The 20,753-nt window shown below is 40.2% G+C and carries 23 protein-coding genes and 2 riboswitches; of the genes, 18 read left to right on the forward strand and 5 right to left on the reverse strand.

The window, feature by feature from the left end; translation table 11 throughout:
- The first annotated feature begins 184 nt into the window (after positions 1-184).
- The 4 genes from ID12_RS11175 to ID12_RS11190 all read left to right on the forward strand — a co-directional run bounded on the left by ID12_RS11175 (position 185) and on the right by ID12_RS11190 (position 4,032).
- Positions 185-799 carry a DedA family protein gene (locus ID12_RS11175; RefSeq protein WP_007498772.1) on the forward strand — a complete coding sequence of 205 codons (615 nt, stop codon included), beginning with the start codon at positions 185-187 and terminating at the stop codon, positions 797-799.
- A 78-nt stretch (positions 800-877) separates the two neighbouring features.
- A riboswitch (yybP-ykoY riboswitch) is annotated at positions 878-1,048 on the forward strand.
- Positions 1,049-1,080: 32 nt separating this feature from the next.
- Positions 1,081-1,872 (forward strand): TerC family protein, encoded by a 792-nt coding sequence (locus ID12_RS11180; RefSeq protein ID WP_048003405.1) that lies wholly within the window; start codon positions 1,081-1,083, stop codon positions 1,870-1,872.
- A gap of 214 nt (positions 1,873-2,086) precedes the next feature.
- A complete protein-coding gene (gene sigI / locus ID12_RS11185; RefSeq protein WP_008346139.1) occupies positions 2,087-2,842 on the forward strand; it encodes an RNA polymerase sigma factor SigI in 756 nt (251 codons plus the stop codon).
- Positions 2,839-4,032 carry an anti-sigma-I factor RsgI family protein gene (locus tag ID12_RS11190; protein WP_050827207.1) on the forward strand — a complete coding sequence of 398 codons (1,194 nt, stop codon included), beginning with the start codon at positions 2,839-2,841 and terminating at the stop codon, positions 4,030-4,032. Before sigI ends, ID12_RS11190 begins: the two co-directional genes overlap by 4 nt.
- Before the next feature lie 39 nt (positions 4,033-4,071).
- Here the strand turns inward: ID12_RS11190 and ID12_RS11195 are convergent, their stop codons facing one another.
- Both ID12_RS11195 and ID12_RS11200 read right to left on the reverse strand, forming a co-directional pair.
- Positions 4,072-4,266: an alpha/beta-type small acid-soluble spore protein gene (locus ID12_RS11195; protein ID WP_008346135.1), complete on the reverse strand. Its 195-nt coding sequence runs from the start codon at positions 4,264-4,266 to the stop codon at positions 4,072-4,074.
- Between the two features lie 124 nt (positions 4,267-4,390).
- A complete protein-coding gene (locus ID12_RS11200; RefSeq protein ID WP_050827208.1) occupies positions 4,391-5,107 on the reverse strand; it encodes a DUF1836 domain-containing protein in 717 nt (238 codons plus the stop codon).
- Positions 5,108-5,385: 278 nt separating this feature from the next.
- Between ID12_RS11200 and htpX the strand changes: the two genes are divergently transcribed.
- The 5 genes from htpX to ID12_RS11220 all read left to right on the forward strand — a co-directional run bounded on the left by htpX (position 5,386) and on the right by ID12_RS11220 (position 8,738).
- Positions 5,386-6,285, forward strand: coding sequence for a protease HtpX (gene htpX / locus ID12_RS11205; protein WP_007498762.1), 900 nt, complete (start codon positions 5,386-5,388; stop codon positions 6,283-6,285).
- A gap of 143 nt (positions 6,286-6,428) precedes the next feature.
- Positions 6,429-7,775, forward strand: coding sequence for a TrkH family potassium uptake protein (locus ID12_RS11210; protein ID WP_007498761.1), 1,347 nt, complete (start codon positions 6,429-6,431; stop codon positions 7,773-7,775).
- 99 nt (positions 7,776-7,874) lie between these two features.
- Positions 7,875-8,402, forward strand: a complete 528-nt coding sequence (locus tag ID12_RS11215) for a DUF421 domain-containing protein (RefSeq protein ID WP_050827209.1) — start codon at positions 7,875-7,877, stop codon at positions 8,400-8,402.
- Positions 8,399-8,563, forward strand: a complete 165-nt coding sequence (locus tag ID12_RS19365; protein WP_008346124.1) for a hypothetical protein — start codon at positions 8,399-8,401, stop codon at positions 8,561-8,563. Before ID12_RS11215 ends, ID12_RS19365 begins: the two co-directional genes overlap by 4 nt.
- Positions 8,556-8,738: a hypothetical protein gene (locus tag ID12_RS11220; protein WP_050827210.1), complete on the forward strand. Its 183-nt coding sequence runs from the start codon at positions 8,556-8,558 to the stop codon at positions 8,736-8,738. The genes ID12_RS19365 and ID12_RS11220 overlap by 8 nt, the downstream gene beginning before the upstream one ends.
- Before the next feature lie 35 nt (positions 8,739-8,773).
- Here the strand turns inward: ID12_RS11220 and ID12_RS11225 are convergent, their stop codons facing one another.
- Positions 8,774-9,793, reverse strand: a complete 1,020-nt coding sequence (locus ID12_RS11225; RefSeq protein ID WP_050827211.1) for an acyltransferase family protein — start codon at positions 9,791-9,793, stop codon at positions 8,774-8,776.
- 293 nt (positions 9,794-10,086) lie between these two features.
- On the opposite strand from ID12_RS11225, the gene ID12_RS11230 reads away from it, so the two are divergent.
- The 3 genes from ID12_RS11230 to ID12_RS19595 all read left to right on the forward strand — a co-directional run bounded on the left by ID12_RS11230 (position 10,087) and on the right by ID12_RS19595 (position 12,999).
- Positions 10,087-12,282, forward strand: coding sequence for a PAS domain-containing sensor histidine kinase (locus ID12_RS11230; protein ID WP_035392271.1), 2,196 nt, complete (start codon positions 10,087-10,089; stop codon positions 12,280-12,282).
- Position 12,283: 1 nt separating this feature from the next.
- Positions 12,284-12,775 carry a methylated-DNA--[protein]-cysteine S-methyltransferase gene (locus ID12_RS11235; RefSeq protein ID WP_017359455.1) on the forward strand — a complete coding sequence of 164 codons (492 nt, stop codon included), beginning with the start codon at positions 12,284-12,286 and terminating at the stop codon, positions 12,773-12,775.
- Between the two features lie 89 nt (positions 12,776-12,864).
- Entirely contained in the window at positions 12,865-12,999 is a 135-nt protein-coding gene (locus ID12_RS19595) for a hypothetical protein (RefSeq protein WP_017359454.1), read from the forward strand.
- Positions 13,000-13,023: 24 nt separating this feature from the next.
- On the opposite strand, the gene mtnA is transcribed toward ID12_RS19595, so the two are convergent.
- Complete coding sequence (gene mtnA, locus ID12_RS11240) at positions 13,024-14,085, reverse strand: S-methyl-5-thioribose-1-phosphate isomerase (protein ID WP_017367119.1); 1,062 nt, start codon at positions 14,083-14,085, stop codon at positions 13,024-13,026.
- 6 nt (positions 14,086-14,091) lie between these two features.
- Positions 14,092-15,285, reverse strand: coding sequence for an S-methyl-5-thioribose kinase (gene mtnK, locus ID12_RS11245; protein ID WP_050827212.1), 1,194 nt, complete (start codon positions 15,283-15,285; stop codon positions 14,092-14,094).
- A gap of 406 nt (positions 15,286-15,691) precedes the next feature.
- Here mtnK and ID12_RS11250 point away from each other — a divergent pair, with 406 nt between their 5' ends.
- The 6 genes from ID12_RS11250 (at position 15,692) to ID12_RS11275 (ending at position 20,727) form a co-directional block, all read left to right on the forward strand.
- A complete protein-coding gene (locus ID12_RS11250) occupies positions 15,692-16,882 on the forward strand; it encodes a pyridoxal phosphate-dependent aminotransferase (RefSeq protein ID WP_008346111.1) in 1,191 nt (396 codons plus the stop codon).
- A gap of 44 nt (positions 16,883-16,926) precedes the next feature.
- Positions 16,927-17,028: riboswitch (SAM riboswitch) on the forward strand.
- A 99-nt stretch (positions 17,029-17,127) separates the two neighbouring features.
- On the forward strand, positions 17,128-18,345 hold the full coding sequence (gene mtnW, locus ID12_RS11255; RefSeq protein WP_050827213.1) for a 2,3-diketo-5-methylthiopentyl-1-phosphate enolase: 1,218 nt from the start codon (positions 17,128-17,130) through the stop codon (positions 18,343-18,345).
- A complete protein-coding gene (locus ID12_RS11260) occupies positions 18,346-19,041 on the forward strand; it encodes a 2-hydroxy-3-keto-5-methylthiopentenyl-1-phosphate phosphatase (protein WP_017367123.1) in 696 nt (231 codons plus the stop codon).
- Positions 19,005-19,637, forward strand: a complete 633-nt coding sequence (locus tag ID12_RS11265) for a methylthioribulose 1-phosphate dehydratase (RefSeq protein ID WP_050827214.1) — start codon at positions 19,005-19,007, stop codon at positions 19,635-19,637. The genes ID12_RS11260 and ID12_RS11265 overlap by 37 nt, the downstream gene beginning before the upstream one ends.
- 16 nt (positions 19,638-19,653) lie before the next feature.
- On the forward strand, positions 19,654-20,184 hold the full coding sequence (locus ID12_RS11270) for a 1,2-dihydroxy-3-keto-5-methylthiopentene dioxygenase (protein WP_008346104.1): 531 nt from the start codon (positions 19,654-19,656) through the stop codon (positions 20,182-20,184).
- Positions 20,185-20,484: 300 nt separating this feature from the next.
- Entirely contained in the window at positions 20,485-20,727 is a 243-nt protein-coding gene (locus ID12_RS11275; RefSeq protein WP_008346101.1) for an aspartyl-phosphate phosphatase Spo0E family protein, read from the forward strand.
- Positions 20,728-20,753 lie beyond the last annotated feature (26 nt).

A 20,753-nucleotide genomic window follows, 5' to 3' on the forward strand; every position in this document is an offset into this window, starting at 1 on the left:
TGTTCACTTTTCCTTTACTTAAAAAGGGCATTTAGCATTTTTTTTGAACATTTTTTATAGTAAAATCAAATTTAATGTAAAAAAACGAAGAAAAGTGAATCATTTTTGGTTTTTTATTCGTTTAATAGGTGGCACGGTACGATTTGCAAGCATAGCCTGTCAAACTGATTATGTGTGAAAGGGATTGATAAACATCGAAGATTTTATTATTTCATTAGCTGATGCCTTTAAGAATTTGTCGTACTTCGGCATCTTTCTTGCATTATGCATTGAATTTGTTCCTGCTGAAGTGGTGTTGCCTCTTGCAGGTTACTGGGTTTCAAAAGGGGACATGGCCTTCATTGGTGTTGTGGCTGCCGGTTCTATTGGTGGTGTGGCAGGCCCCTTGACCTTGTACTGGTTAGGACGTTATGGAGGGAGACCCTTTTTAAATAAATATGGGAAATATTTCTTTGTGAAACCTGAGTCACTTGATAAATCGGATGCATTTTTTGAAAAGCATGGCGGATTTGTTGCGTTTAGCGGCCGATTTATTCCAGGGGTCAGAACCCTTATTTCCATTCCGTGTGGTATTGCGAAGATGAATGTGTGGGTTTTTTGCCTGTATACGTTTTTGGCGATTACGCCAATTACATTTGTATATGTGTATCTAGGATTTGTCCTTGGGGAGAACTGGCAAGAGGTTGGAACCATTTTAGAACCATATGTATTGCCGATTGGAATTGGTATGCTCTTATTGTTTGTTCTCTACGTGTGGCTGAAACGAAGAAAAAGAAAAACAGAAACACCAACGGCTTAATCAGTGGGTGTAGATAAAAAGTCACCTGTTGACAATCCGGGGTCTGTTGATTATGATATAAGTAATCTAAATATTCTTAATCCCACCAAAGGGGAGTAGCGTCCGGTTATCACCGGAAACAAAGTCGTCATTACATGGAACCTCATTCCATCGGCTTTGTTGGCATGATTTACATATCACATGTCTAGCAAGACCTTTGCCATTACAGGCAAAGGTCTTTTTTGCATTCATAAGCCTTTGTCTGTTGTGGGACAATAGATAAAAAATAAGGAGGAATGATGATGGATGCAGCAATTATTTTAGAGTACGGGTGGGTTCTTCTCGTATTGATTGGATTAGAAGGGATTTTAGCAGCTGATAATGCGCTGGTTATGGCTGTGATGGTCAAACACCTTCCTGAAAAACAAAGAAAAAAGGCATTGTTTTACGGACTTGCGGGAGCATTTGTCATGCGATTTGGTTCTCTTTTTCTTATTTCGTTTTTAGTAGATGTGTGGCAAGTTCAAGCCATTGGCGCAATTTATCTTCTATATATTTCGATTCACCATATTTTAAAATCGCACGTATTTAAGAAAAAGGAAGCAGACACAAACATGAAACAAAGCGGCTTTTGGGCAACCGTCGTGAAAGTTGAGCTTGCTGACATTGCATTTGCAGTAGATTCTATTTTAGCAGCTGTTGCATTAGCTGTGACTCTGCCAGCAACAAACCTTCCACAAATTGGCGGGCTTGATGGCGGTCAATTTATTGTCATTCTATTGGGCGGTATCATTGGTCTAGTGATCATGAGGTTTGCGGCGACTGTATTTGTGAAACTGCTTAAAACGAGACCAAGCCTAGAAACAGCAGCATTTGTCATTGTCGGATGGGTTGGCGTGAAGCTGACGCTCTATACACTTTCTCATCCAGCCATTGGGGTCGTGTCCTCTCATTTCATTCATTCAACATTATGGAAAGTCATTTTCTGGACGGTTCTTCTCGCAATTGCAGCATTTGGTTGGTTTTTATCAAGTCCATCAAGAAAAGGCGGCCAGCAAAACGAGGAAAAACAAGAGATGCGGCTGGAAGAGTAGGTTTTTTGAAAGAAATATCATTTCATTTTCATAACACGTATATTACAAAAAAGGGGGGATACCCCCTTATTTCTTTGCTTTTAAACGAAACGTTGTAAAGTAGATAAAGAAATACATGTCACAATTGAGTAACAGGAAATGAATTCCTCATTTCTTCCTTTGCGCTTCCCTCATAAATTAGCTATCATAAATGAGTAATATAGGGAGAACTGAGGTGAAACCATTGCTTAGCCTTTTGTTTAAAAAGGGAAAGAAAAAGCAAACATTAGAGCAGTCGGCAATCAACATCCAACAGGGTGATACCGAGCTGCAAAATGCATTAATCGAGCAATACAAACCATTTGTCGCTAAGACGGTTTCATCCGTTTGTAAACGATATATAGATGAAAAAGATGATGAATTCAGCGTAGGCTTAATTGCCTTTAATGAAGCGATAGAAAAATACTCTGCCGAAAAAGGCAACTCACTCCTTGCATTTGCGGAGTTAATTATTAAAAGAAAAGTAATCGACTATATTCGAAAAGAAGCAAGAAACGCGCCAACGGTTCAAATGGACCTTCAAGAAAGTGAGAATGGCGAGTACTCGCAAAGCATGATTGAAGCAGAGCTTTCTGCAAATGAATATAGGCGTTTAATTGAACAAGAACATAGAAGAGAAGAGATTGAACATTTTAAAGAACGATTGAAAGTATATGGTCTTACGTTTCAAGAACTGCTTGAGCATTCACCAAAGCATGCGGATGCGAGACAAAATGCCATTAAAGTGGCCCATACACTCGTTAAGCACGATGAACTGAGAACCATTTTATTTCAGAAAAAACAATTGCCAGTCAAACAGCTGGAAAAGCTAGTGGAAGTCAGCCGCAAAACGATTGAGAGAAATAGAAAATATATTATTGCGATGGCGATCATTATGACAGGTGATTATGTGTATTTGAAAGATTACCTTAAAGGGGTGCTTAATTCATGAGAAGAGGCATTATAGTAGAGAAAAACAAAAAATATGTCACACTGCTGACCCCTGATGGACAATTTCTGCGGACAAAGTATGAACAGCAAGACTATGAAATCGGTCAAGAAGTGACGTTTCCGAATGAATCACGTCTCGAAAGAAAAAGAGCCGGTTTTTTTGACCTGCTTCGTTTACGTCCGTTAAATGCAGGAATTCTATCAATTGCAGCAATTATTGTCGTGATCTTCACTATGATGCCATCTTTCTCAAGTCAAAAAGCATATGCATATATGACGATTGACATTAACCCAAGTTTTGAGCTGAAACTCGATCACAATTATCAAGTGATCGGTGTCACTCCGCTGAATAAAGATGCGAAGCAAGTACTGGCCAGTATGAAAGATTTAGAAAAAAACGACATGACCAAAGTCGTGCAGGAAATCATCGATGATTGTGATAAAAAAGGATACGTGAACCACTCTAAAAGCATTTATATTTCAACTGTTTATGAAAACAAGCAGGATCATACATACAAAACAAACGTAAAAAGTAAAATCAGCACCATCTCGGGGGAATATCAAAAGCGCAATTATAAGCTAGAAACTGTGGAAGGTGACCTGGAAACAAGAGAAAAGGCACAAAAAGCAGGCATTTCAACAGGAACTTATATTAGAAATCAAGAAATGCAAGAAAACGAACAAGAGGACGTTAAAAAAGAAGATGAAGATCCAGCAGATGACGAGGCTGTCAAAGAAGAAGAGCCGAAAAATGCTGATGAAGATCAAAAAGACGAAGACAAAAAAGAAGACATCAAGACAGACGGTAGCGATGAGATGCAGCCGGATAAAGAGGCTCCTGAAGGCGAAGACAAAGAGCAGAAGGAAGTTGAGAGGGAAGAGCAAGGAGCTGTTCAAAAGCCTCACCAAACAAGCCCTAATCTTGACAAAAAAGAGAAAAAGGGAAAAGAAGAAAAGGACCGCCCTTTTGAAAAAGACAAAGAGCAAAAAAAAAATCACTCAACTGATCCAGATGAAAAAAAACATCCAAACGGCACATCACGTGGTGATACTGAAAAGCATGTAAAAAAAAACGACAGTGGTCAGAATCGTCCGTACGGTGAACGTAACAGAGATGGCGTCAAACAAAAAGGAAAAAACACACCGCCCTCATACCGTGAAAACCGGGATGAGCCTACATATGAACAGTAAAAAAACGCCAGAATAGATCCGGCGTATTTCACCATGTCTTTATTTAGTTGAATGGCCCATTTGAGATTGCGCCTGCTGTACGAGTCTTTTTGTCATCTCGCCGCCAACAGAACCGTTTGAACGTGCGACTGTATCTGAACCGAGATTCACGCCAAATTCTTGAGCGATCTCGTATTTAAATTGATCTAAAGCTTGTTCTACTCCAGGAACAAGAAGTTGATTTCGATTTGCCATCACATATTCCTCCTTTCACCTCATGTTTGTTGCGCCTTCTTATTTTGAAAAAAACAGCCTGCAATTATGCTGGCAATTGCTGCACAAAAAAGCCGAGGTGATGAAGGTCACCTCGGGCTCAGTTTTAAGCCTTTTTCAGCTGAAGCGTATTAAACATCATTTCTTGCGCTGTGCTTTGCAAGTGAGAAGTGAAAACGGAGAAAACTGTGGAACTGATAATGCCTTTAATCAATTGCCATTGCGGCTTCGTCAATTCTGTAAACTCTTCGTGGAGCTTGTCCGTCTGCTCTTCTGTCATTTCTCGTAAATTCGTTTCCTTTAATGGAAAATGTGTATGGTGATAAATAAAATCAAGGACGTGCGCATATGCTTCATAAAAACGGATGGGGCTGATAATATCATCCGTTCGATCTGTGATCGTATTAAATAAGGCAGATAAGATCATACGAATAGAATCAAAATCAAATACTGATTTTAAATCCCGGACAATTAATAAAATAACGACCTGATCAATGGAGTACTTCTTGCCAAGCTCTGGATGGCCGATCATATCTTTAATATCGCGCTTGATCCAGTTTTGAATGGCTGTCGATTTAAGAGAAGTCAGCTCACACAAGTTGCCAAGCTCAACGATTTCGTTCGTTGAAAGCCCGTGCTCTGATTTTTGCTTCCGCCGTTCGAGTTTTTCAAAAAACGAAGGGATTTTTAATCCATCATATTCATGTTCCTTATCGCTTTTTACAGATAAATTCAAAAGCTGAAGCGGAGTCAGATCTCCCTCGCCTTTTAGAGAATACAGAAGTCTCGTCATGTCAATTCTCGTTAATTTAAAAGTCACCATGTTCCACCTCATTTGTACGTCAAAAACGTGATTATTGATCTAATTCAACATCATAATCTCTTTTTAATGAAAATGCAAAATAAACTAAAATAGGACCGCTGCGTCACAATTTGTTCACTTTTTAGCGGATGCAAGTAGCGTAATCATTGAAATGACGAGGTTTGAGCCAGTATGATAAACATAGAAAACGATTCCTTTTTCCTTGCAATTTGAGACGTTTATTTTTATAATTTTATTAATAAGTTCAAATGAACTTAATATGACAGCGGAGGTTATGTATGGGTAAAAGAATATTTCTGTTTATATTAACGAACATTCTTGTTATCACTACGATTGGTATTGTCCTATCGGTTATTAGTGCAGCAACTGGTGTTGGTTCTTATATAGGAGCAGACGGAAGACTTAATATCCTTTATCTTCTTGTATTCAGTGCAGTTGTTGGTTTTGTAGGCTCGTTTATGTCACTAGCGATGTCTCGCTGGATGGCAAAAATGATGATGGGTGTGCGTGTGTTAAATCCAGAAAAGGATTCTTTAACATATGATGAGCAGCAGCTTGTTGACCGCGTTCACAGACTATCAAGAGCAGCAGGCCTTTCTAAAATGCCTGAGGTCGGTATTTACCAATCATCTGAAGTAAATGCATTTGCGACAGGTCCTTCTAAAAGAAGATCGCTTGTTGCCGTATCAACTGGATTGCTTCATGAAATGGATGATGCAGCAGTTGAAGGGGTTATCGCTCACGAAGTCGCTCACGTAGCGAACGGTGACATGGTTACAATGACGTTACTTCAAGGAATCGTCAACACGTTTGTTGTCTTCCTTTCAAGAATTGCGGCATGGATTGCAAGCCGTTTCGTTCCACGTGAAGAGCTTGTGCCGATTGTTCACTTTATCGCTGTGATCGTCTTCCAAATTATTTTCTCTATCTTAGGAAGCCTTGTCGTATTTGCTTACTCTAGACATCGCGAATTCCATGCAGACCGCGGCGGTGCGGACCTTGCAGGAAAAGATAAAATGATTCATGCGCTCCGTTCACTAGAGGCGTATACATCAAGAATTAAAGATGATGATCAAACAGCTGTTGCTACACTGAAAATCAGTGGTAAAAGAAAAGCTTCTCTTTTCTCAACACACCCTGATTTAAACGAAAGAATTAGAAGACTCGAAGCAAAATAAGAAAGATCAAAAGACATTCTGCGTAAGGATGTCTTTTTCTTTTTGATGAAAAAGTAAATAAAGCACAAAATACCTTTAAAATCTTCTTTCTTTTCATTAAAATGATATAGTATTCGAAAAGAAAGATAAAAGAAGGAATAACCATGAATCCAATGAAAAAACTAATCGACCGGCTGTCGGCTTTTCAGTTGATTGCCCTTTATTATTTTCTTGCTGTGACCGTGTCGTTCATTCTACTCAGTCTGCCAGTGGCTCACCAAGAAGGAGTCAAATGGACATTTATTGATGCGCTGTTTACAGCTGTGAGTGCTGTCAGTGTCACGGGTCTGACTGTTGTCGATACGTCACAAACATTTAGTGTGACCGGGATGTGGATCCTTGCATTTGTTTTGCAAATCGGGGGTATCGGCATTATGACCCTTGGTACATTCGTCTGGCTGGTTATGCGAAAAAGGATCGGCATTAAAGAAAGAAAATTAATTATGGCAGACCAAAACCAAAGCAACTTATCAGGAATTGTAAAACTCATGAAGCAGGTCTTATATTTAATCTTACTGATTGAGTTTGTAGGCGGTCTGATTTTAAGTATGTATTTTCTCAAGTATTACGATGTGCAAGGTGCTTTTCTACACGGATTTTTCTCTAGTATCAGTGCCACAACCAATGGAGGATTTGATATTACTGGGAATTCGTTAATTCCTTATAAAGATGACTATTTCGTCCAATTTATTACGATGCTGCTCATCATTTTTGGCGCTATTGGCTTTCCGGTACTTGTCGAAGTAAAGGATTATTTATTCAATCAAGACCGAAAACATGCATCGTTTTCATTGTTTACGAAAATTACAACAATCACGTTTGGCCTTCTTGTTGTCGTTGGGGCAATTGGGATTTATGCACTTGAAGCCCGGTTTACTTTTCTAGGGAAGAGCTGGCATGAAATCTTGTTTTATTCTTTGTTTCAATCAACAGCTACTAGAAGTGGCGGGCTTTCGACATTAGATATTACGCAATTGACAGAGCCGACACTGTTATTTTTATGTTTGCTGATGTTTATCGGGGCATCTCCAAGCTCGGTAGGGGGCGGAATTCGGACAACCACGTTTGCCCTTAATTTACTTGCTTTGTTTCATTTTGCGAGAGGAAATAAGTCCATTAAAATCTTTAAAAGAGAGCTTCATCAAGCGGACATTAATAAATCCCTCATGGTGACGATGATGGCCTTTATTTTAGTGTTTGGTGCTACGTTTCTGTTAACTTTATCAGACCATCATACACTTCTTGAAACTTTATTTGAAGTTTGTTCTGCCTTCGGAACAACAGGACTGTCGCTCGGAATTACGTCTGACTTGTCCGTATTTGGTAAGTGTATTATTATGGTCGTCATGTTTATAGGACGGATTGGAATTCCAAGCTTCTTGTATTTAATTGGCCGCCGGGAAAGTGAAGCGAATTATCATTATCCGAAAGAGCGTGTGATCATCGGCTAACCAGCATTCCTACTGAATGCTGGTTTTTTTTATTTCCATTATATAACTGGCTAAATCACAAAGGATGTTCGCAATCTATAGGTAAGAGGTGAAAGAGACGTGCTGGATGTGTTATGGAAAGCAATTGTAATGCTGCTCGTTGGTACTTTGCTGCTGAGAATAGCAGGGCCTAAATCCATTAGTCAATTAACGGTTCAACAGACGGTCATCATGATTTCGATTGGATCGATTATTATCCAACCCTTTATTGAGCATAATTTACTTGAAACCATTTATGCGGCCGCCATTTTTATTTTGGCGCTTGTGATTATGGAAAAGCTGTCGATCCAATTTGATTTTTTTGAAAAATTGGTTTCAGGGAAGTCTGTGGTGATTTTAGAGGATGGAGAAATGCTTGATCACAAGCTGAAAAAAACGCGGCTGACAAGGGACCAATTCAAAATGCGCTTAAAGCAGCAGGGCATCACAGACATTAGCAGTCTCAAAAAAGCAACACTAGAAGCGAATGGGCAAATTGGATATGAGTTAAAGCCTGAGGAAAAACCAGTGACAGTCAAACAAATGAAAGAGCTATTTGATCAATTGAGCGAAGAACTAAACATGTTAAAAAGGAATGATGACAAATGAAAAGAAAAACAGCAAAAAATGAAGCACTCACAAATAATATGACGCCTACAGAAAGCATGGCACACGATCAAGGACAAACACAATTTGACGAGCAATCAGAAGACCGCCAGGCGAACCGAAATTCTCATCAAGGTAAACAGGGGGGAGCATCTCGTGACTAAAAAACATGTGAAAAGTAAAGATATGAAAGACCATAAAAAACCGATGAACCCCGATATCTTGGAAGAGGAATTTGGCAGCGAGCTGGGAGATATAAACAGCAGTAAATGGATTGATACCTTAATGAATCCTAAAAAAAACGATGAATGTCATACTGAACAGAAAAACAAAAAATAAATAGAAAAAAAAACGATCCAGAGAGATCGTTTTTTCTATTTAATATAACTGTTTTGTCTGCCAGTAATGGTTCGCATCAGACTGGTCATTTTGAGCTCGATGACTGGTTGTGCAACAGTTTTAACAAATGTACTAGATAGGGTAAAGGTTAAGAGGACCGTAAGTAGCAATAGAATCAATACACTTGCCGTATTTAGAGCCCAATCATCAAACCAAGTCGTTCTTAAAAGCTTAATCACAAAGCCATGAAGTAAATAGACATAAAGCGTTCTTGTGCCCCATTTGGTAAAGAAGAACCGGCGGGTTGGGACTAATGCAAAGAAACTAAAGGTAGCAGCAAATGCAAGTAAATACCATGCCATTCGTTTCATAGCTGCAATGAGTCCTTCATCTCCAAGAGAAGCGTAAGACTGTGACCCAAATAAAAAGGAATAATCGAATTCATAAAAATAGCAAAACATGAACACGGCCCACAGTACAAGAAGTGCAGTCAGTTTCCCTTTGCTTGTTCGGATAAATTCAAAGTGCTGCTTTTTTAAATAAAAGCCAGCTAAAAACATCGGCAAAAAGACAAACGTACGAGATAGGCTGAGCGTATCGCTAATGCTGTCCACGTAACCGACAAGTAACGCCATCGATAAACTGACAATCATTGCCCAGTGGAATGGCAGTTTTGAAAAAGGAATGAGTAGTAAGTTCCAAAAGAATAAACTGATTAAAAACCATAAAGACCATTGTGGATCAATCGGATTTAAGTTAGAGATGCTTTGATCCTGTAAAAAATAATAATACACAGAATAGATGACCTGAAAAATCAAATATGGGATGATCAGCTTAACTGCGACTTTTTTCATAAAACCTGGTTTTCTAAAACCTTTGGCAAAGAAGCCAGACACCAATATAAAAGCGGGCATATGGAATGTATAAATAAATTTATATAAGTAGAGTATCCAGTCATTATCATGTATGAATGACCGTAACAAATGACCAAAAACAACTAGAAAAATCAGAAGAAATTTTGCATTATCGAAATAACTGTCTCTCGTTGACGTCATAACATCACCTTTCCTGCTTCATTTCGAACATAAACGTTCTAAGTGCACTGTTCCCTCATTTGCCCCATTTTAAAATACAAATTGGCTCATTTCGCTATTTGATGTGAAATTGTAGAACGGTTGTAAAAGAAGCGTAAGAAAAGAGAATCGTTATACAATCGTGTCATCCAAATGAAACAAATGAAGCAAGCCTCATGTAAAAAGTTCTCTTTTTTTATGAGTCGAATGAAGGAACAATGAAAATCTTGTAGAAATATTGTAGAGGAATGAGGCTGGAAAAGGAGTGTAAGAGAATGACTGAAACGCTCGATGGTGCGAAAAATATCAGAAAATTAGAAAAAGAAAACGAATATTTGCGAAATGAATTGATACAGCACAAAATGCTGTTAAATAAGACGTTAGATGCCATTTTTATATTTGATCAGCACCTCAACATTATTCAAGCCAATGAAGCGACATGTAGGCTTGTGCAAACACCGAAAGAAGACCTCCTCAATAAATCCGTTCTAGATTTCCTATACGGCATCCCGAAAAACAAAATTGACTGCTCACTTGAGATTTTTTTTCGAAAAGGAACGTTAAAAAGAGAGATCTCCATTCAACTTGAAAATGGAGAGACAAAATATATTGAATTTGTAGCAGAGCACGACGTGGTGAATCAACAATATATTGTCGTCATGCGTGATATTTCTTCAAAGAAAATATTAGAGCGAGAACGTTCGATGAATGAGCAGCTGTTTAAAGATTTATTTGATCGAGCGATTGACGGTATGGTCATATTTGATCAGGATGGTTGTATGATTGACGCCAATCACTCTTTTTGCCAGAGCTTTGAACTTCAAAAAACAGATTTAACAGACCGCTACTTAAATGAATTTGTTGAAGAAGAAAATCTTCCAGCGCTCCAGCAGCTCTTAACTTCATTGAAAGAAACAGGGAAAGCAAAGGGAGAACTTCCTGTTACCCTTCAATCTGGGCAGAACAAATTATTCGAACTGACCATCACATCCAATGTGATGAGTGGTTTTTACATGTCCATCATGCGTGATATTACAGAAAAAAGATTAATGGAAGAAAAGCTGCTAAAAAGTGAAGAACGTTTTAGAGAAATATTCGAAAATGCGATGGATGCCATCATCATTTGGGCGGATGATGGAGAGATTGTCAGGGCAAATGAATCCGCCTGCCGAATTTTCGAATTACCGATGCAGCAGCTGATTGGCAAGAAACTCATGGATTTTCTAGTCAAATCTGATCGCAGATACCGGCCGACAAGAAGACGGTATATCAGGAATCTTGAAATCAGAGAAGAACTCCTCTTTAGAATGGCGAATGGCCAATTCAAAGAGCTTGAGTTCACCTCTAAGCATGCGGTATTAGAAGGGCAGCACTTAACCATTTTACGGAATGTCAGTGACAGAAAGCGAATGGAAGAGGAGCTGCGAGAAAGTGAGCTCAAATTCCGTAAAGTATTTAATGGCTCTATGGATGGCATTGTTCTTTTCGATAATCAATACCGGATTATTGATGTGAATCCTTCCGCAAGTGAACTGCTTGGCCTCAAAGATGATCACTTAACGGAAATGAACCTTTTTCATATCCTTGCGCCATATCAAATTGAAAATTTGGCGCAGCCAGCTCAGGCGATGTCATTAGACGAGATGGACAATGAAGTTCCATTTGTGCTGAACCATCCAGATCAACGTATTTTGGAGTTTTCTTTTAAACGAAATATTATTCATAACATGAATTTGGCCATCTTTAGAGATGTGACTGAACGCAAGGAATTAGAAGAGCGGGTAAGAAAATCGGATACGCTTCATGTTGTCGGAGAGCTTGCTGCTGGAATTGCCCATGAAATTAGAAATCCAATGACGGCTTTAAAAGGCTTCATTCAGCTGCTCAAAGGAAACATTGAAGGGGAGTATTCGCTCTATTTTAATGTCATCACATCAGAGCTGAAAAGAATCGAATCCATCATTACAGAATTTTTGATTTTAGCGAAACCACAGGCCATCATCTATGAAGAAAAAAATGTCGTGCAAATTGTCAAAGACACGATGGACCTTCTTCACGCACAAGCCAATCTTGGCAATGTGCAAATGCACTTAAATGTGCTGGATGATATTCCGCTCATCTACTGTGAACAAAATCAGTTAAAGCAAGTCTTTATTAACATTTTAAAAAATGCGATTGAAGTAATGCCTCAGAAAGGAAATGTTTACGTGAGCATTCAAAGGAAGGGGGAGGAGCACATTGTGATTTCTCTTCGTGATGAAGGCTGCGGCATGACAGAGGATAAACTAAAGCGTCTCGGAGAACCATTTTATACAACAAAAGAAAGAGGCACTGGACTTGGGTTAATGGTTAGTTATAAAATTATTGAAGAGCATCAAGGAACCATTGAAGTAGAGAGTGAAGAAGGGGTCGGAACAGTGTTCCATCTCACGCTTCCACTCCGGCAGCAGAAACAAGAAGGGGAGCTTTAATGTGTATTATACAGTCTATACCGCACCAATCGGGGCATTATACATACTAGAGAAAGATGGTGCCATCATTGAAGTGAAGTTTGATGATGAATCGTTTTTGGTCAAAGAACAGAGAGACCATTTTAAACAAGAAGACACGCCTGTATTAAAAGAAGCGAAAAAACAGCTGGATGAATATTTTAAGGGCGATCGGAAAGTGTTCGATCTCCCGCTCAAGCAAGCAGGCTCTCCGTTTCAAGAGCAAGTGTGGGAGGCACTTTCTACTATTCCGTATGGTGAATCAAAAAGCTATGCTGATATTGCAGAAGCGATCGGTAATCCAAAGGCTGTCAGAGCCATTGGACAAGCTAATAGACGCAATGCATTGCCAATTTTTATCCCGTGTCACCGGGTCATTGGAAAAGACAGGACTCTGACTGGCTATGCAGGGACGAAGACAGGGATGAAAGCGATCCTGTTAGAATTAGAAGGCATCCCATTTGTTCAAAAATAAATGAATTGACCTGTTCCAAATGTTTAGTGAGCGACATATCCTTTTATTAAGCTAAAAAAGTTGGTCTAGGGAAAAAGGAGGCTGCTAACATGTTATGGGGCAAAAAAGATAAAATGTACGCCGTCACATCACTATGTGTCAAAATGAACGTGTTGACAGAAGAACAGAAAAAAGAAATATTAGCAAAAACGAACGAAACAAAAAAGCGCGGTGCTCTTAAATGATAAGAACCCCGCGCTTTTGTTTGATTAAAGTGACACGCTTTCAGTAAATAGTGCATCAATCTCTTCTGTATAGTTGGAAGTGATAATGCCTTTTTCTGTAATGATCCCGGAAATGAGATGGTGAGGAGTGACATCAAAGGCAGGGTTAAATACCTGCACGTCAGGAGGCGCTATTTGGATGCCGTTTAATTCCTTTACTTCCTGCGGGTCGCGTTCTTCAATCGGAATATCTGACCCATCCTGAGTTGACACATCAAAGGTCGAAAGAGGCGCTGCCACAAAAAATGGAATTTGAAAGTGTTTAGCCAAAATAGCCAGACTTAACGTTCCAATTTTATTTGCTGTATCACCGTTTCTAGCGATTCGATCTGCACCAACAATAACGGCAGAAATTTGTTTTTCTTTCATCGTATGGGCTGCCATATTATCCGTGATAAGCGTCACATCTACACCGCCCTGCATCAATTCCCATGTCGTCAGACGAGCGCCTTGAAGGACAGGACGTGTTTCACATGCGTAAATGTGAAGATCGAGGTTTTTCTTTTTCGCTAAATAAAAGGGTGCAAGCGCTGTTCCGTACCGGCTTGTGGCAATCGAGCCTGCGTTACAAATGGTCATAATTCGATCACCAGATTTAAAGAGCTGAAGAGCATTTTGACCGATTTGCCGACATGTTTCTTCATCTTCGATTTGAATTTGAATGGCTTCATGGACAAGATCAGTTTTGGCTGCATTCACCGAAGCAGCACGCTCAATGCGCTGATAAAGCCGGTCTAATGCCCAGGCAAGATTCACAGCGGTTGGACGAGCACTGTTTAAATATTCTTTCAGGCGAGCGACTTCTCGCTTAAAGAGATCAATGTCTTCTGTATCAATCTCTTGTGCACTGAGTGCGAGCCCAAAAGCCGCTGTAATGCCAATAGCAGGTGCTCCGCGCACTTTTAGCGTCACAATGGCATCATACACATCTTCTTTTGTATATAAATGCTCAAACACGGTTTCAGCAGGTAATTTTTGCTGATTCAAAATGTTGATACGGTTTTCTTCCCATTCGACGGAACGGGGAACTTCAAATTCTTTAGACAAAACTCGTCACTCCTTTACAGTTTGCTGGAATAATGCGACGAGGTCAGACGCTGTTTCCACTGCTTGATATTGTTTGATCAATGTTTTTCCTAGTGTAAGTGCTGCTTTTTTCTGCTGAAGCCTTCTAGAATGTGATGGAATCGCATCAAGATCAGCCGCATGCGCAAGACCGATGGTTCGGCGAACAAGCTCACAGCCAGCAAAGCCGGTGGCTTCTTTTAAAATACGGTCAAACGTTGTTTCTAAAAAGCTGTCCGATACACTAAACGCTTCAATACTGTCTTCTTTCCATGCTTTTGTGAACACTTCTTTGAATGTTGCCCACACATTGACGACATGATCAAAAAGGTGCTGCTGATCCTGCTCATTCTCATGAGATAAAGCATTGATGAACAGATTGGCAATAAAGTGACCGATATCGAATCCGAAAGGACCGTAAAAAGCGAACTCTGGATCAATGATTTTCGTTTCCGTTTCGTTTGCAAAAATACTGCCTGTATGAAGATCTCCATGTACCAGTGTTTCAGCAGAGGTTAAGAAGATCCGTTTCAATTCGGCTGCTTTTGCTTGCAGTTCAAGATCAGCCCATAGTGCTTGTGCCTCTTCTCTTAATTGCTCTTCGAAGTCATTCGTTTCGCTGTCAAAGAAAGGATCTGTGAAGACGAGTTTCTCTGTAATGTCACAAAGATCAGGGTTTGTAAACTGCTTCACGAATTGTTTTTTGATTTTAGGATTTGTGGCAAAGTCAGACGTGTAAAATAGTGTTTTGCCTAAAAATTCTCCGACATGATCTGATAAATACGGATAATGTTTTCCGGCAATTAGCCCTTTTCTGACGATTTCAAGGTGTGATAGATCCTCCATTGCCGTCACTGCAAGAGCTGTATCCGAATAATAGACGGCTGGTACGAGATGTGGTGCATACTCTGATTGCTTGATGAGTGCTGCACTTTCAATTCTTGCGCGGTCTAATGTCAGCGGCCAGCTTTCTCCAACGACCTTTGCATAAGGAAGAGCCTGCTTGATAATCAGTCCTTTTGCTTGTTTGTGATCATAAATATGAAAGACGTAATTTAAATTTCCGTCGCCAATTTCAGTGCAGGTCAAATGACTGCTCTCTTGAATCAATCCAAGTCTAATGGCTAATGCAACTGCCGAACTCTCTGTTAATTCTTCATATGATGCCGTAAGTGTAACCAATTGCTTCCCCTCCAAATCATATAAAAAAGCCTCTTTCTCCTGAGAGAAAGAGGCTTGATGGCGTGTATGCTCGAAGCCTCTCTTATCTCTCAGCACATACGTCTGATGGAATTAGCACCGTGCCCTATAAGACAATGAATTGTCTTGGCGCTGTTCTTGCTGCGCCCCACTTCACAGTGGTATTAACGGTCGGTTGCTGTTGGGGTCAAAAGGCCAAATCCCTCGCCCAACTCTCGATAAGAGAAATCAATATGTAATTGTTTCATGTCTGCTTGCATTTCTTAATTCTAGATATTATCAGAGCTGCAGTTCACATGTCAATCTTTTTTCAAAATTGCTTTACAATTCATAAAACAATCCATTACAGTGATTGTATTGTCACGTAACTTGAATAGAAGGTGAAAAAATGGAATTCCAGCAATCAGATGTATTGAAACATTTACCGAAACAATTTTTTGCGTCGCTTGTTCAAAAAGTGCAGAAAAAAATGCAGGAAGGGGCAGATGTGATTAATTTAGGTCAAGGAAATCCTGATCAGCCCACTCCTCCACATATTGTGAAAGCGATGCAGGAAGCGGTAGCAAAACCTGAAAATCATCAATACTCCTCATTCCGCGGGACAGCGAAACTAAAAAAGGCCGCAGCTGCTTTTTATGAAAGAGAATATGGCGTCACGCTTGACCCAAAGACAGAGATTGCTATCTTATTTGGAGGAAAAGCGGGACTAGTCGAATTGCCGCAATGTTTACTGAATCCAGGTGATACGCTGCTTGTTCCAGACCCAGGATATCCTGATTACTGGTCAGGCGCTGTGCTTGCCGGAGCTCATATGGTCACAATGCCTCTTCTTGAACAAAATGATTTTTTGCCTGACTACCACCAACTGTCAGAAGAGGATAAGAATCAAGCAAAATTGATGTACTTAAATTACCCAAATAATCCGACTGGTGCGACTGCAACCCGGACATTTTTTGAAGATACTGTTGCGTTTGCGAGTGAAAATAATATGTGTGTAGTCCATGATTTTGCATATGGCGGCATAGGATTTGACGGCGAAAAGCCCCTCAGTTTCCTGCAAATAGACGGAGCAAAAGAGACAGGTATTGAAATATATACTTTGTCCAAAACGTATAATATGGCTGGATGGAGAGTCGGTTTTGCAGCAGGGAATGCCTCTGTTATCGAAGCCATTGAGCTTTATCAGGATCACCTGTTTGTGTCACTGTTTAAAGCAACTCAAGATGCAGCAGCAGAAGCACTTTTAAGCGATCAAACGTGCGTCCAAGTACAAAATGATCGGTACGAAAATAGACGAAACACTTGGATTGCTGCATGCAAAGAGATTGGCTGGGACGTCAGTGCGCCAAAGGGCTCGTTTTTTGCTTGGTTAAAGGTGCCTGAAGGGTATACATCTGAAACTTTTTCTGATGTATTATTAGAAAAAGCACATGTTGTTGTTGCACCGGGGAATGGCTTTGGTGCTCACGGTGAAGGCTACGTCAGAGTCGGTCTTTTAACAAGTGAGGAGCGGCTAAAGGAAGCCGCTGATCGTATCGCTGCCTTGCAGTTATTTGAAAAAAAGCCATTGACAACGTAAAAAAATGGTGCGATAATTCAGGCAATATTTAAGAAAATTGAATATTCTTATCAAGAGTAGGCAGAGGGACTAGCCCAATGAAGCCCGGCAACCGACTTCCATGAAGCACGGTGCTAATTCTTGCAGCAAGCGCTGAGAGATAAGATTCGGATGAATGAGACGAAACCTCTTTAACGCGCTGATCAAGCACTTAAAGAGGTTTTTTTATTGACCATATACAGGACGCAATCGAAAGGGGATTCCTAGTGAGTGAACTACTGGCAACATACGTACTAACACATCGAGAGGATGAACAAATAGACCGAAAAGCAGAGCAGATCGCACTTGGGTTAACGGTCGGGTCATGGACGGACTTGCCGCAGCTCAAAAAGGAGCAGCTGAAAAAACATAAAGGCCGTGTGGTGAGCGTAAAAGAACAGTCCCCCGCAATTGGTGGTCTGTATCAATCAGAGGTGACCATTGCTTATCCTGAGGCTAACTTTTCAGCTGATATACCAGCGGTGTTTACGACGATTTTTGGAAAGCTTTCACTGGATGGGAAAGTAAAGCTCGTCGATATCGAATTTTCGGAAAGGTTTAAACGCTGTCTGCCAGGACCGGTATTTGGCATTGAGGGGCTACGAAAGAAAGTAGGCGTGTTTGATCGGCCGCTATTGATGAGTATTTTTAAAGGCGTGATCGGCCGTGATATGGAGGATTTAAAAGAACAGCTCCGTTTACAGGCTTTAGGTGGAGTAGACTTCATCAAAGATGATGAGATTTTATTTGAAAGCCCATTAGCGCCTTTTGAAGATCGAATCAAGGAAGGAAAAAAGATATTAAAAGAAACATATGAAGAGACAGGACATCGCACGCTTTATGCTGTTAATTTAACTGGTAGAACTTTTGATTTGAAAGATCGAGCAAGAAAGGCAGCCGAACTCGGGGCTGATGCGCTTTTATTCAACGTTTTTGCCTATGGACTTGATGTCATGCAAAGCTTGGCTGAAGACCCAGAGATCCCATTGCCGATCATGGCACATCCAGCAGTGAGCGGTGCAATGACATCCTCTCCAGACTATGGATTCTCGCATTCCCTTCTTTTAGGCAAATTAAATCGATATGCTGGCGCTGATTTAAGTCTTTTTCCCTCTCCTTATGGGTCAGTTGCCCTTCCGAAAAAAGATGCCTTTGGCATTTACGAAGCGTGTGTGAAAGAGGATGCGGTTCAACAAACATTTCCTGTCCCTTCAGCAGGCATTCACCCTGGAATGGTGCCGGTCTTAATCAAAGATTTTGGACTTGATCATGTCATTAATGCAGGCGGGGGAATTCACGGACATCCGCGGGGAGCAATCGGAGGAGGGAAAGCCTTTCGTTCGATCATTGATGCGGTAGTCAAAAAAGAGTCTATCGAAGAAAAAGCGTCAACTTGTCAAGACTTACAAGCAGCACTTGATCTTTGGGGAAGGGTAGCAGAATAAATGAAAAAACCAATTGTATGTTGTGATTTTGATGGCACGATTACGAAAAATGATAATATCATTCGTATCATGAAGCAGTTTGCTCCAAAAGAATGGACGAAATGGAAGGATGGTGTTCTAGCAAAAGAGATCACGATCCAAGAAGGCGTCGGGCAAATGTTTCAGTTACTGACGAGTGATCAGAAAGAAGCCATTCGGTCATTTATTTTAGAGGATACAGAGATTCGTGAAGGATTTGAACAGTTTGTCGATGATGTCAAAAAAGCAGACATTCCTTTCTATGTACTCAGCGGCGGTATGGACTTTTTTGTCTATCCCATCCTGGAAGGGATTGTCGAACAAGAGAATATTTATTGTAACCATGCATCATTTAAAGAAGACCATATTCAAATTGAATGGCCGCATGCCTGTGATTCAGAATGCCAAAATGGCTGTGGCTGCTGCAAGCCTTCCATTATTCGAGAGCTGACGCAGGAAGATGACTTTATTATTATGATTGGTGATTCAGTGACTGATATTGAGGCAGCGAAACATGCGGATCTCACGTTTGCGCGTGACTATTTACTGAACGAATGTAAAGAGCTAGGACTCGTACATAAAGAGTATGAAACATTTGTTGATCTAAAAGCGCAATTTGATCAAATAAAGGAAGTGAAGGAATGGCAGACGAGAAGAGTAAACGCTGGAAGGAACTAGCAGACGTCAAACGTGAATTGGCACAAAGAGACTGGTTTTACGGAACGAGCGGCAATTTATCGATAAAAGTGTCGGATGATCCCATCACGTTTTTGGTGACGGCAAGTGGCAAAGATAAACGAAAAGAAACCGATGAAGATTTTGTTCTTGTTGATGCAGCAGGTCAGCCGGTTCATCCGAATGAGCCGCTCAGGCCATCAGCTGAAACACTGCTTCACACATACGTTTATGAGCGGACGAAAGCAGGATGTTGTCTTCACGTCCACACGATCGATAACAATGTCATTTCTGAGCTGTATGGCGATAAAGGAGAAGTTCGTTTTAAAGGCAACGAAATTATTAAAGCGCTTGGTTATTGGGAAGAGGATGCAGAAGTCACTGTTCCTATTATTGAAAACCCAGCTCATATTCCGCACCTTGCAAAACAATTTGCAGTGCACCTGACGGACGATGCTGGTGCTGTACTCATTCGTAATCATGGCATCACCGTTTGGGGGAAAACCGCATTTGAAGCCAAACGAGTCTTAGAGGCTTATGAATTTTTATTTACCTATCATTTGAAAGTAGCGCTTTATCAAAAGCAGCTTGTTAAATAAAAAGGAGGAAACACACATGGCGACCATTTACATTCATAATGAAGAGAACACGTTACTTGAGAACGAACAAGAGGTCCGGGCGTATTTAGAACAGCAAGGGGTCATTTATGAACATTGGGATATTGAAAAACTACCAAAACAGTTATCAGAAAAGTACGATTTAACAGATGATGAAAAGGAAGAAATTTTAACTGTGTTTCAAGAGGAAATAAAGAGTATTTCCGAGCGAAGAGGATACAAAGCGCAGGATGTGATTTCATTATCAGATGCGACCCCTAACCTTGATGAACTGCTTCAAAACTTTAAACGTGAGCATCATCATACGGATGATGAAGTCAGATTTATCGTGAGCGGTCATGGAATCTTTGCCATTCAAGGCAAAGACGGCGTCTTTTTTGATGTGAGACTGAATCCAGGTGATTTAATTTCTGTGCCTCCGAATATTCGTCACTACTTTACACTTCAAGAAGATCGTCAAGTCGTCGCCGTTCGCATATTTGTCACAACTGAGGGCTGGGTTCCAATTTACGAAGAAGAAACGGTTTAATAGTGGGAGCTGATCATTTCGCATGAGGCGGAAGATCAGCTTTTTTTAGGAAAATAGACATAAAATGAGAGAGAAAATAGTTGATTTTGGTCTTCTGCATAGGATAAAATTCTGTTTAATCAATGTGTCAGTCCTGTCCAATTTTGAAGTTTACCCCCAGAATTCATTGGGTAAAAGGTCTTTAGGCTGTAAAAAATTAAATAAAATAAGCATATTTAATTTAATTTACAAATAAAGTATAATTTTGGTGTCGGATCATTTAGAGCGTAGACAGACGAATTCATAGCGGGAGCTGAGATCATGAATATTTATGTACGGAAAGAACAGCTATTAATGTCAATTGATGAAAAGAGAAGACAAATGGTAGAAGCTGCTCAAGTAGAAGGCTATACAGGTGAGACGACAATTAAATATAGTCAAGAACTGGACAACCTAATGAATGAGTATCAGTATCTTCTTTTTCATGAACAACAATCTGTTGCTTCCTTTCATGATCTTGTATCACAAATGAGTCTCCTTTCTGTCAATCGCCCTTCTTATTGACATCAAAAAACCGGTCTTGCCATTAG

The sequence above is a fragment of the Bacillus altitudinis genome (assembly GCF_001191605.1).
Lineage (GTDB): Bacteria > Bacillota > Bacilli > Bacillales > Bacillaceae > Bacillus > Bacillus altitudinis.